The 12,147-nt window shown below is 46.4% G+C and carries 10 protein-coding genes; 3 read left to right on the top strand and 7 right to left on the bottom strand.

What is annotated here, in order from left to right; translation table 11 throughout:
- Positions 1–347 precede the first annotated feature (347 nt).
- The 4 genes from pssA to trxC all read right to left on the bottom strand — a co-directional run bounded on the left by pssA (position 348) and on the right by trxC (position 5,701).
- Positions 348–1,703 (bottom strand): CDP-diacylglycerol--serine O-phosphatidyltransferase, encoded by a 1,356-nt coding sequence (gene pssA / locus JK154_RS12055; RefSeq protein ID WP_211992798.1) that lies wholly within the window; start codon positions 1,701–1,703, stop codon positions 348–350.
- Positions 1,704–1,826: 123 nt separating this feature from the next.
- Positions 1,827–4,475: a protein lysine acetyltransferase gene (gene pat / locus JK154_RS12050; RefSeq protein ID WP_211992778.1), complete on the bottom strand. Its 2,649-nt coding sequence runs from the start codon at positions 4,473–4,475 to the stop codon at positions 1,827–1,829.
- A 41-nt stretch (positions 4,476–4,516) separates the two neighbouring features.
- The gene (locus JK154_RS12045; protein WP_211992777.1) at positions 4,517–5,209 is read right to left on the bottom strand and encodes a tRNA-uridine aminocarboxypropyltransferase; all 693 of its coding nucleotides are present in this window, start codon (positions 5,207–5,209) and stop codon (positions 4,517–4,519) included.
- A gap of 72 nt (positions 5,210–5,281) precedes the next feature.
- On the bottom strand, positions 5,282–5,701 hold the full coding sequence (trxC, locus tag JK154_RS12040; protein WP_211992776.1) for a thioredoxin TrxC: 420 nt from the start codon (positions 5,699–5,701) through the stop codon (positions 5,282–5,284).
- Between the two features lie 208 nt (positions 5,702–5,909).
- Here trxC and JK154_RS12035 point away from each other — a divergent pair, with 208 nt between their 5' ends.
- Entirely contained in the window at positions 5,910–6,974 is a 1,065-nt protein-coding gene (locus tag JK154_RS12035; protein WP_211992775.1) for a tRNA/rRNA methyltransferase, read from the top strand.
- A 76-nt stretch (positions 6,975–7,050) separates the two neighbouring features.
- Here the strand turns inward: JK154_RS12035 and ung are convergent, their stop codons facing one another.
- Positions 7,051–7,731: a uracil-DNA glycosylase gene (gene ung, locus JK154_RS12030; protein ID WP_211992774.1), complete on the bottom strand. Its 681-nt coding sequence runs from the start codon at positions 7,729–7,731 to the stop codon at positions 7,051–7,053.
- A 319-nt stretch (positions 7,732–8,050) separates the two neighbouring features.
- On the opposite strand from ung, the gene grcA reads away from it, so the two are divergent.
- Positions 8,051–8,434: an autonomous glycyl radical cofactor GrcA gene (grcA, locus tag JK154_RS12025; protein ID WP_211992773.1), complete on the top strand. Its 384-nt coding sequence runs from the start codon at positions 8,051–8,053 to the stop codon at positions 8,432–8,434.
- A 594-nt stretch (positions 8,435–9,028) separates the two neighbouring features.
- On the opposite strand, the gene JK154_RS12020 is transcribed toward grcA, so the two are convergent.
- Entirely contained in the window at positions 9,029–10,102 is a 1,074-nt protein-coding gene (locus JK154_RS12020) for a LacI family DNA-binding transcriptional regulator (protein ID WP_211992772.1), read from the bottom strand.
- Positions 10,103–10,376: 274 nt separating this feature from the next.
- Between JK154_RS12020 and JK154_RS12015 the strand changes: the two genes are divergently transcribed.
- Positions 10,377–11,636, top strand: coding sequence for a maltoporin (locus JK154_RS12015; RefSeq protein ID WP_211992771.1), 1,260 nt, complete (start codon positions 10,377–10,379; stop codon positions 11,634–11,636).
- Positions 11,637–11,800: 164 nt separating this feature from the next.
- Here JK154_RS12015 and JK154_RS12010 read toward each other — a convergent pair whose 3' ends face one another.
- Positions 11,801–12,112, bottom strand: coding sequence for a glucose PTS transporter subunit EIIB (locus JK154_RS12010; protein ID WP_211992770.1), 312 nt, complete (start codon positions 12,110–12,112; stop codon positions 11,801–11,803).
- Positions 12,113–12,147: the final 35 nt, after the last annotated feature.

The following is a 12,147-nucleotide window of genomic DNA, read 5'->3' as shown; positions in this document are numbered from 1 at the left end:
TTGATATTACAGGAACAAGGTGGCAGGCGAGGAAGGAGAGGGGCATACAATGAGCATGAGACTGAACAGTCCGGACGCCATTAGCCTGGCATCAGGGCTACACACTAGCCCCACCTGATATGCTGTACTCAGAAGTGAAGCGCCAAGCCGGGGGAGTATGAGCTCACCCCATACGAGAACAGGGAACGACCAGGCATCAGGCAAGAATCCCGGTCGAAAGAGCGGAGTTCTTGTGTTCTGAATGCTGAAACACTGACTTTATTTATTGGCGCATCCATACTGTGGCAGGACATAAAAAAACCCTGCTTTGCAGGGTCTGGAAAAGCGCAGTATGCCAAATTCTGGCGCTATAAAATCCGGCTTATTAAACGATCGACACGGATCCGGCGGAGGCGGCGGATCAGCTTACGTACCTTGACTGGATACTCTGCAATACTCTCCAGATCACGGTAGTGGTGAACTACTGTGGTATGAGTACGGATCAGTTCCAGTTCTTTTTTACGTAGCTCAACAAGCTCTTGCTTTGGATCATGAATCAACAAGGCATTTTCCAAGTCCAGACGCCACGCGCGTGGATTGAGGTTATTACCTGTCAGTAGCATCCACTTGTCGTCTACCCACATCCCTTTCAAGTGGTAGGTATTGTCATCATCTTTCCACAGTCGTACTGTCAGCTGGCCACTACTGACGTAATACTGCAGACGACTCAGAAAGCGGCGCAAGTTAATTTCGTACAGGTAAGGTAATGCACCGATAATTTTAAACGGTTGATCTTCAGGAATATAAAAATCATTTGCACGCTTGTCACCAACGATAATTTCAACGTGCTTACCTTCGCGCAATAGCTTGATAATACTGCGTACCAGTACAGCGGGTAAATTAAAGTATGGCGTACATATAATGAGCTTATGTTCAGTGCAGGGTATTAAATTCGAGATAGCTTTATTCAGGCTACTCGTCTTACCCAGGCCAACCAGTGGCGTGATAGCCAGGGTCTCATTATCAGTATCGTTTTTGAAACTAAAACAGGCATCACGCAGTTCCTGACGATACTGGCGAATATCACCTTTGATATCCTGACTCTTTGGACGTGAATGGGAATCAAGCCGGTGTACAGCACGTCCCTGCACCAGGTATTGATTGATCCAGCCAGATAAAATATCAGCCAGTTTAGGATTACGGATTATCTGGTAACGATCGTAACGATATTTATCTTGCTGATGCAGATAGACATCATTAATACTTGCCCCACTGTAAACAACTACATCATCAATGATAAACCCTTTAAAGTGCAATACCCCCAGTGCTTCACGGGTATTTACAGGCACACCATAAACCGGAATATCAAGATTCGGGTGTTGTTCTGCCATACGGTGATACCAGTCCGCATTGGTGTTGGTGGCTTCAACACCAATGCGCCCGCGTTGTGCACGATGCCAGTCGACCAAAACGGTAACATTGAGGTCAGGGTGCCGCTGCTTTGCCTGATATAGTGCAGAAAGAATACCTTGCCCCGCTTCGTCCTGCTCCAGGTAGAGTGCGACAATAGTAATGCGATGTCTGGCATTCGCAATTTCACGCAGCAATGTTTCTCGGAACTCAGCCGGAGAAAAAAGGGTTTTTACATCATCAACCGATTGAGAAAGCTTGGGTAGCTGGGCAAGGTGTTGTTGATGTTTATATCGCTTAAATTTAGACAACATCACAGTGCATATCTTCTCTATTCATGGATGGCCTTCTGAAAAATCCAGATGTCATAACTTGCTGATAGTATCACTACTATCTAACAAAGTGATGCTGTTTTCCCACGCTTGATTGACTAATCTCTATTTTAGTAGAGGTAAGGTCAGACTGACGATACCTTCCTCCAGTTGAATATCGACGCTGAAACCCAGTTTTCGAGCCAGGGTTATCATGCCACGATTATTGGGCATGGTTATACCATTGAGCTTCTCCAGCCCATGCTCCCGGGTATAGGTGATCAGTTTTTCCAGCAAACGGCGACCTAACCCTAATCCCTTTAAGTCAGAACGAACCAGCACAGCGAATTCGGCATCAAGATTATCAGGGTCTGATATAGCGCGAGTTACTCCAAGGATCTCTTCGCCATCAGCCGTCTGAAGAATGGCAACAAAGGCCATTTCACGATCGTAATCGATTTGCGTCATATTGGCTAAATCATCATGGGTAAATTCATTGATTTCATTAAAGTAACGATAGTACAAATCTTCTTTTGTGACCTGTGCGATAAACTGCTGCAATAGTGGTTCATCTTCAGGAAGAATAGGGCGAAATAGACAGAGTATTCCATTCTTCAGCTGCACATGCTCTTCAAGCTGATGGGGATAAGGTCTGATAGCCAGCCGGGCATCAGCATCCCCCTGGAAAGGGGCAAGTTCAAGTGTCACGTCCAGCAGTGTAAATTCATTACCACAAGCCAGTAGTGGATGGATATCGAGACGCCTGATTTCCGGGCAGTCTATAATCAGATTTGATACCTGAACCAGCAAAGTGCTCAGACCGGCAATATCCAGGGGACGTAATGCGCTACGACTGCGAATTTTATCCATTTTAATGGCCTGAATGATTAAATAGCGGGCCAGGTTCATATTCAGAGGGGGGAGTGCCACAGCGGCTTGCTGATTCGGACGCCATTCGACGCCACCTTCCCCCAGCATAATCAAGGGACCAAATATAGGGTCATATTCAACCACGACACGGAGTTCCTGGGCTCCTGCACGGTTAGCCATACCCTGTACCAGTAGCCCATGGATCCTGGCCTGAGGCCAGGTCATTTTAACCCTGTCAATAATAGCTTCCGCTGCTTGTTGTACCTCACTGGCGGTTCTCAGGTATAGCATGACACCCTGAACATCAGATTTATGAGGGATATCGGGAGAACGCAGTTTCAGTGCCACGGGATATCCTATTTGTTCAGCGATGTGCACGGCTTCGGCACTGTCACTGGCAATCCAGGTCGGCAATGTTTTCAGGCCGTAAGTTTCCAGGATAGGTTTAACCTCATGGGTGTCCAGCGTTCTTATACCCTCCAGTAACGATTGCTGAATCAGGGTATGTGCAGTATTGCTATTGGCCGCTAAATGGACTGGGAGTATTGGTGTTTCACGCAATTGTTTTTGATTGCGTCGGTATTCCACCATATGTATAAAGGCCGTAATTCCCCCTTCGGGGGTGCGATAGGTGGGAATACCAGCATCGCTGAATAAACGGCGTGCTTCCTGAGATGAAAACTCCCCGCACCAGTTCGTCATGATCGTGAGGTATTTACTTCGTGGATGGCTACGTAATAGCTCGATTAAAGCCTGGGCACTCGACGTGCCGGGTGCAACAGCGCTTGGCGCATGGATGATCATCAAGGCATCTATTTCCTGACTGTCCAGCAAGGCTCCGACAGTCAGTAAATAGCGCTCAGAAGTAGCATCATCCCGCAGATCAATGGGGTTACCGGGTTCTACACTAGCAGGTAGCTGTGCCTGAAGACGTGCTAACGTTTGTTCATTCAGTGTGGCAAGTTTCCCATTACGACGTTCGAGCTCATCCAGTGCCAAAGCCGCTGGAGCAGCGCCATTACTGACTATCATTAGGCGATCGCCACGTAATGGGCGCATGTAGCTCAATGTTTCTACCGCAGAAAACAATTCATGGGTATCTTTCACTCTTAGCAGGCCAGCGCGTTGGATGGCTGCATCCCATGCGGCATCAAGTCCTGGCCGTGTCTTTAGCAGAGCCTGGGCTTTGGTGCTACGGCCACTCTTAATTACCAGTATAGGTTTATTACGTGAAGCACTTCTGGCGGCGGAAACAAAACGCCGGGCATCACCCAAATGTTCAAGATAAAGCAGAATCGCGCTGGTTTTACTGTCCCTTGCCAAATAGTCGAGCAGTTCATCCACATGAATATCCAGGCTGTCACCCAAAGCAATAAACCAGGAGAAACCAATCTCACGCTGCTGTGCCCAGTCAAGGATCGTATTAGACACGGCAGCTGACTGGGAGATAAACGCCAGTTTGCCTTTCTGAATCGGAACGGGCGAAAAACTGGCATTCAGTCCTTGCCAGGGGGCAAGCAATCCCAGACTATTCGGCCCTAACAAACGTATTTGAAAACGAGAAGCACAACTCTGTAGTTCCGGAAGTTGTTCCGGAGGGGCAGACAAAATGATGCAGGCTTTACATTTTTTTTCCCCCAGGGCTATCAGTAACTCCAGATTATGCCGGGCATTTGTGCAGATAATAGCCAGATCAGGTGGGAAAGGTAAACTTGACACATCTGGCCACGCCAGCACACCGCAAACGGCTTTATAGGCCGGGGTCACGGGCATGACTGGACCACTGAATCCTCCTGACAGCAAATTGCGCATCATTAAATAGCCTGCGCGATGTGATTTTGCGGATGCCCCGATAACGGCAATGGATTTAGGGTGTAATAGCGCTTCTAGTCCACGTTGGCTCACAGTGCTCTCCCAGAAGTGATCTCCGGATGATTCTAAACGCTTTATTCTTCTTTTACTGTGATACTGGCCTGATGATGGGGTTTACCTGCTAAATAGCATTCCCGGAAATGGGTAAAATGCTCCTGTAAACCAGAAGATGCTTGGTGATCCCCTGCCAGTTCAAGCAGTGCGGCTGCAACTTCAGCAGTACAATATTGATCTGCACTTTGTGCTACACGCAAGCGATAGGCTGAGGTACGGGTTAAATCAACAGAAATAACGGGCAAATTATCAAGATAGGGACTTTTACGAAACATTTTACGTGCCTCAGTCCATGTCCCATCGAGCATAATAAAAAGAGGGGGTTTGCCATGAGCTGGTGGCGTGCTGAACACATTACGCGAGCCTTGAGCATACGAAGCGGGAAAGACCACCATAGGCTGATAGTCATCACTGGTGACGAGTTTAAGCAATGCTTCCGGGGGAGCAGTACGTGACCACTGAAATGCCTGAGTATCCGGTAAAATATCGGCAATTAAACGCCCGGTGTTACTGGGTTTCATCGGCTCAGTGTCGAACATCACCAAACAGAAATGGCTGCGAGCTGTTTGTGGCTGAATCGTACTACACAGGCAATTTTTAAGCGGCAGCAGGCATCGCTGGCAGCGACGTATGCGATTACCCCGGGCCAGAAAAGGACGAGTGGCCCGGGCAAGGCGTTCAGCTCGCAGGTGAAGAACAGCGTTGTCTAACATAAAAAGAATCTATCTAAAAACGCTATTTTAACCTGGATAAATAAAGAGGCACAGTAGAGGGGCCTTAAAGGTTTAGATATTTTCGTCCAGCCAGTGCTCGAATTGAATTTTTGGCAGAGCACCATTTAGCATCTCGACCATTTGACCCTGTTTAAAAATCATCAGTGTCGGAATACTGCGAATACGAAAACGTGCGCTGAGAGCTTGTTCAGCCTCAGTATTCACTTTAACGAAGCGTACTTTACCATTGCGCGCTTCAGCGACATCCTTAAATACAGGGGCAAAGTTAACGCAGGGACCGCACCAGGGGGCCCAAAAGTCCACCACAACAGGCAGGTCATCTTTCAGAAGTTTATCCAGAGTCTCTGTCGTGGCGTTAACCACTTTTCCTGTAAACAGCGGGTGGCCACAGCGACCACATTTTGCACCTTCAGTTATACGCTCTTCAGGCACGCGGTTGATTCCCAGGCAGTCTGCACAAACAGTATTCATGGCTAACCTCAAAGCGTCATTTATTCGTGAGTATATGGAAGCATTATAACGTTCCGTTCTGGGGATAATGCTACCCATTGATCGGACAGGATAGCCAAATGATTTACTCGATGAATGTAATAGTTACTGGCTTTTAAACAAAGTTAATGGCGAAGCCGTGCCACATCAGGTAATCTGCGCCCGTTGCGCTCAGCGAGGTGGAGGAATAATGAACGACGAATTTAAAGGTAAAAGCGGCAAAGTCAAAGTGATGTATGTCCGCGGTGACGATGACAGTGATAAACGTAGCCAAAATCCACGTACAGGAAAAGGCGGTGGACGTCCTGCGGGTCAGTCACGTAATGAAGGAGGCGATCGTCGTCCGGCTCGTAATGCTGATAAGCCTCGTGGAGATCGCCGTCGTAACGAATCCAATGATTTTGGCAGCGAAGGATCACCATGGCGAACGGTTTCCCGCGCACCACGGGAAAATATGCCAGCGACCCCGGATCACGGTGGTATTAGCGGTAAAAGTTTTGTTGATCCTGAAGTTATTCGTCGCCAGCGTGCCGAAGAAACTCGGGTTTACGGTGAAAATGCTTGTCAGGCGCTCTTCCAGAGTCGTCCTGATTGTATTGTTCGGGCATGGTTTATTCAGAGTGTGACCCCGCGCTTTAAAGAAGCACTGCGCTGGATGGCAGCAAACCGCAAAGCGTATCACGTTGTCGAAGATGCAGAACTGGAAAAAGCTTCTGGTACGGAACATCATGGTGGTGTCTGCTTCCTTATTAAAAAACGCAGTGGTATCAGTGTGCAAAGCTGGCTGGGGCAAGCCGGTGAAGAGGACTGCGTGCTGGCACTGGAAGATGTAGGGAACCCCCATAACCTCGGCGGTATCATGCGCAGTTGTGCCCATTTTGGTATCAAGGGGTTACTGGTACAGGATGCTTCTTTACTGGAGTCAGGGGCAGCCGTTCGTACCGCAGAAGGTGGTGCTGAACATGTGGTGGCCATCAGTGGTGAAACATTCAGTGATGGGCTGGAAGCTTTCCGCCGTGCAGGTTATACCATCGTGACCACTTCCAGCCATCAGGGAACGCCGTTATTTAGTGCCCGACTGCCGAAAAAAATGGTGCTGGTACTTGGTCAGGAACGTGATGGTGTTTCTGACTCAACCTTCGATAATGCTGATATGCGTGTCGCGATTGATGGAACAGGTAACGTTGAAAGTTTGAACGTCTCTGTCGCTACAGGTGTACTATTGGCGGAGTGGTGGCGTCAAAATAAAATATAATCATTTTTATGCAGGGCAACCGTATTGTTGCTGATAAAACGCCTGGTGAATATCATCAGGCGTTTTTCGTTCCAGGCTATTCGGGGAGTTGCGGAGTCCAGTCAATTGGGGCCAGCCCGTGCTCTACCAAATACTGGTTGGCTTGTACAAAATGGCCACATCCGAGAAATCCACGATGGGCTGAGAGTGGAGAGGGATGCGGGGCGGCCAGAACATAGTGACGCTGACGGTCGATAAAACGCCCTTTTTTTTGTGCATGGGCTCCCCATAACAGGAAGACTACACCTTCACAATGCTCATTAATTAAAGCAATCACTTTATCGGTAAAGGTTTCCCAGCCTAATTTGGCATGGGAGTGGGCCTGGCCTCCTTCAACAGTTAATACAGTGTTGAGCAATAAGACCCCCTGGCGTGCCCAGCTTTCAAGATATCCATGTTTAGGGCGTGTGAAACCAGGGATCGAGGCTTCAAGCTCTTTATACATATTCACCAGCGACGGAGGGGAAGCCACCCCCGGGAGTACCGAAAATGATAGCCCGTGAGCCTGTCCTGGACCATGGTAAGGGTCCTGGCCCAGAATCACGACTTTCACCTGGCCGAGTTCGGTGAAACGAAAAGCATTAAAGACATCTTTTTGAGGGGGGTAAACGGTGATACCAGCAGCACGTGCAGCAGCGACCGCGCCGAGCGTATTAATAAAGTAGGGCTGCTGTTTCTCTTCAGCCAGCACATCATGCCATGTGAGGGTCGTGCTCATCTCGCTCTCCTGCGAAGTCATCAACCCGTAGCTTAACGACTTCTTGCCTCAGGGTAAAATATCTGCGGAATTGCCCGGGAAGGAAAGCTAATAAAAGTTGATAATTTACAAATTATTTTATAAATCTGCTCATTAACTAAGTTGATGTAAAACAAATAAATCCCCTCCAGACACTGAATGCCCCCAGGTTTTTCTTGATTTATGTCAAAGAATCATGCCCTAAAGGCTGTTATAAAATCACCATTAAGACAAAGGTTATACCAATGAGCCAGCGTGCTGGCCCTAAAATCAGCAATATGAGCCCTTGGGGAGAAATACAATGATTACAGGTATCCAGATCACTAAAGCTGCTAATAACCAACTTCTGAATTCTTTCTGGTTGCTGGATGAAGACAAAGGTGAGGCACGTTGTGTCTGCGCTAAAGCTGGCTACGCTGAAGATGAAGTTGTGGCTATCAACGCACTGGGACAGTTCGAGTACCGTGAAATTCCAATGGAATTAAAACCGGAAGTGCGAGTAGAAGGCGGACAACACCTGAACGTTAACGTTCTGCGTCGTGAAACTCTGGAAGATGCGGTTAAGCACCCAGAAAAATATCCACAGTTGACTATTCGTGTTTCAGGTTATGCAGTACGTTTCAACTCCCTGACACCTGAACAACAGCGTGATGTTATCACCCGTACCTTTACTGAAAGCTTGTAATATCTATTATTCAATATGTTAGATGCTTTTAGTTCATAAATAAATGCCCCTTATTTACTGAAAACTCAGAAAAATAAGGGGCTTTTTTTTTACTGTCAGTTGCGGTTACAGTCTTTATTTCCCGTGTGGTATGGGAAAGTACATTACTGTATTCACCCATAGACTTTCCCTGGAATGACTGGCTGGCATTAATATTGTCAGAATGTTTTTAGCGAACAGTCCGTAGCATGCATGCTCGATTCCATACCTTTTTTAAGACGCCGTGCAATAACCTGCCTTGGGCTCTTTTTACCGTGCAGTATGATGACAGACCCCATTCAGGGCTGTTGATATGTCAGCTGACCTGCGTCAGCCGGTTCAAATCTGAATTAACCAGGCCATTCAGGTTTATTAGCTATTATAAAAATCACGTAATGAAATTTTATTTTTAAAATCAATTGCTTAATTTGTCATTCTGTTCTTTTCAGCAATGCTGATAATAGGTCATATCGTGTATCGGTCTAGCAGAACAAATAGAGCAATGAATATCCCTCTGATTTACGAGATTATTTTAATCACGCGGCATACAGTGGCAGATCCTGACTGAGCGGTGTGTCAGTCTGACAGCCGCTGGGCAATGGCACGCAGCTCTTCAGCAATTCGTTGCAAGTCACGCTGTTCTTTTGCCTCAGGCCCTGTCGAGTTCCTGACAACCAGTTTTGCCGGTAAAATAGAGGACAGGCGCTGTTTATCATTTTCACTGGCACTGAGAATGTGCCGCACGGCTTCTCTCCCCTGTAGGTCGAGGTCAAGGGATACGGTGGTCAGTGCCGGGTAGAAGAAGGAACTCTCATAAGTATCATCATATCCCACAACGGATTTTTGCCCGGGAATACTCAATTGATGCTGATGAAATGCACTTAATACGCCGAGGGCCATCTGATCGTTAGCCACCAGGACCGCGCTGAAATGTTGGACCTCATGTAACATTTGTAACGCACAATTATAGCCACTTTGGGCATCCCAATTGCCATGCAGCACAATGACCGGCGGCAAACCGTAATCCTCCAGTGTATCCAGCCAGCTTTTAAGGCGTAAATTGGCCGAAACAGACTGTTTTGGCCCCGCCAGTAATGCAATTTCACGATGCCCGAGATCATAGAGATATTTCACGCTTGCCCGTGTACCATCAGCCGGGTTAAATGAAACGTTGAACACGGAACTGTAAGGATCGACATCAAGAAAAAGGCAGATGATATCATCATTGTTTTTTGAAATTTTTTCTGCAATATCAGATTCTAATGGCACATTAATAATAACTCTGTTAACACGCTGTGATTTCAGTTCATTGACAGAGTCCTGAATGCTTTGGTAGACGTTCTCATCAATCATAGAGATCAGCACCTGATAGCCTTCAGCATTCGCATACTGCTTAATCGCCGCAGCCACCTGTGAAGGGGCATGCAGTGCCAGTGATGTGGTCACCAATCCCACGGTCATACTCTGCTTGCCTACCAGTTGCTGGGCCAGCCTGTTTGGCACGTAACGTAATTCCTCAATTGACCTTTCAACCTTGCGGCGTGTGTTCTCTGAGACGTTAGCAGACTTATTTATTACTCTTGAGACTGTTTGATATGACACCCCAGCATGGCGGGCAACATCCTCTAATGTAGCGTTTTTGGACTTCATTATCCGATTCCCTGTAAGTATTTTCCCTGATTGTAACAGGGGTATAGCGAAAAAACCTGGTACCAATATTGAGTCACATAGGATGATAATTAAATGTACTACGATCACATTGCAAAAATCAGTGAGGGTTGTCACTTGTTGTTATTTTTAACCCTGATTTATTTGCAGTAAATCACAATAAATCACTCTGTATATTGCCAGTTATTATAATTAAGCATTTTATATCAATACATGTGTGAACGTAATACAAAAACAAAATAATACAGAGGATGATATGAACACCAAATTGCGCGTTTTATCTGTTGCATTGGCTTCAGCACTTGCATCTCCCGCGGTTCTCGCAGTTGAAAAAATGGACTTTCATGGCTACTTACGTGGTGGCGTTGGTGTGTCGCAGGATGGCGGCATGGTCGAGTGGCAAAAGAATAAACTGGGTCGCCTGGGGAATGAAAATGACACCTACGGCGAAATCGAACTCGGCGCTAATGTATACCAAAAAGATGATGTCAGTTTTTATGTGAACAGTATGGTCAGTATGCAATCTGATGGTTCAGTTGACAATGAAACGACCTTCAATGACGATGCGAAATTTGGCCTGCGCCAGTTAAATTTGCAGATTAAGGGACTCATCCCGGACAATAAAGACGCCGTTATCTGGGGCGGTAAACGTTATTACCAACGTCATGATTTACATATCATTGATACCAAATACTGGAATATTTCAGGTTCCGGTGCAGGGATTGAAAATTACAGTTTAGGCCCCGGGGCTATCTCCCTTGCCTGGTTCCGTGGTGACGCAAAGGACGTAGATAAGCGTGAAGACAATACAAATAATGTCAACATCAACTACATTGATGTGCGTTATGCCGGGTTCAAGCCCTGGGAGGGAGCCTGGACGGAGTTTGGTATAGACTATGCCATGCCAAACCCAACGAAAAAACAAAAAGAGTACGGTGGCCTGTATGATGCCAAAAACGGTGTCATGGTGACCGGAGAAATTAGCCAGGATATGCTGGGAGGATACAATAAGACCGCTATTCAGTTTGCGAATAAAGGCCTCGCACAGAATATGGTGTCCCAGGGGGGAGGCTGGTATGACATGTGGAATATGTCTGATGATGCCACCGGTTATCGTATGATTAACACAGGGCTTATTCCTATCACTGATAAATTCTCTTTAAACCATGTATTAACATTAGGCGCAGCAGATAAAACGACTGAATATACCGATAAAGTCCGTTTGGTCTCATTAGTTGGGCGTGCTCAGTATCAATTTACAGAATATGTTCGTGCTATCGGTGAAGTCGGCGGTTTCTATCAAAAAGATAGTTATAATAATGGCTCAAATTATAAACAGGCGGGTGAGAAATATACAGTTGCGCTTGGTTTGGCTCCTACGACAGAGTTTATGGCACGCCCGGAATTACGTGTTTTTGTTTCTTATCTGAATGATTCTGAAGATGGGAAGCCGTTTAAAGATAACACAGCAAATAATGACTGGAACTTTGGGGTACAAGTCGAAGCATGGTGGTGATTATTTCTACGCTCCCATTTTAATGGATATTTTCATTATTGTTGTTGCCATATTTGTGTCTGGGGTTGTCTTTGTTATTTTTCAGAGGTAAGTAGCACGACATTACCTGATGATTTGTTTTTATGGTTTTTTTGAGGGGTAACAATGATGTTACCCCTTTTTTATTAGTTCTGAGAAAATCGTTCATCCAATATTTTGCGTAGGTTATCTGACTGCTTGCCAAATATTGCGTGCACCTCTTTACCTATAATAATAACACCCAGTGCCCCTGCATGTTGCAAAGCCTCGGAGTTAACCTTTGATAGTGACTCGACGGTGATACGAAGCCGTGTAATGCAGGCATCTATTTGCTTTATATTATCCCGACCGCCGAAATACGCTAATAGATCTTCAGCCTGCTGTTGCTCTTCCGCTGTTAGTGGTTGGCTTGGCGTGGACTGTGTGGAATAGTGTATTAAAGATTTTAAACTGACCATAATGGATACCTTTTACATTGGATGGCAGATAAAAA

Source organism: Citrobacter sp. JGM124 (assembly GCF_018257795.1).
Lineage (GTDB): Bacteria > Pseudomonadota > Gammaproteobacteria > Enterobacterales > Enterobacteriaceae > JGM124.
Note: the sequence above shows the minus strand (reverse complement) of the source record. Positions and strands in the feature narration are given on the sequence as shown.

Bases quoted from the DNA above. Each gene is read 5' to 3' on its own strand.
- pssA (WP_211992798.1), bottom strand. From the start codon at position 1,703: ATGTTGTCTAAATTTAAGCGATATAAACATCAACAACACCTTGCCCAG.
- JK154_RS12045 (WP_211992777.1), bottom strand. From the start codon at position 5,209: ATGTTAGACAACGCTGTTCTTCACCTGCGAGCTGAACGCCTTGCCCGG.
- trxC (WP_211992776.1), bottom strand. From the start codon at position 5,701: ATGAATACTGTTTGTGCAGACTGCCTGGGAATCAACCGCGTGCCTGAA.
- JK154_RS12035 (WP_211992775.1), top strand. From the start codon at position 5,910: ATGAACGACGAATTTAAAGGTAAAAGCGGCAAAGTCAAAGTGATGTAT.
- ung (WP_211992774.1), bottom strand. From the start codon at position 7,731: ATGAGCACGACCCTCACATGGCATGATGTGCTGGCTGAAGAGAAACAG.
- grcA (WP_211992773.1), top strand. From the start codon at position 8,051: ATGATTACAGGTATCCAGATCACTAAAGCTGCTAATAACCAACTTCTG.
- JK154_RS12020 (WP_211992772.1), bottom strand. From the start codon at position 10,102: ATGAAGTCCAAAAACGCTACATTAGAGGATGTTGCCCGCCATGCTGGG.
- JK154_RS12015 (WP_211992771.1), top strand. From the start codon at position 10,377: ATGAACACCAAATTGCGCGTTTTATCTGTTGCATTGGCTTCAGCACTT.
- JK154_RS12010 (WP_211992770.1), bottom strand. From the start codon at position 12,112: ATGGTCAGTTTAAAATCTTTAATACACTATTCCACACAGTCCACGCCA.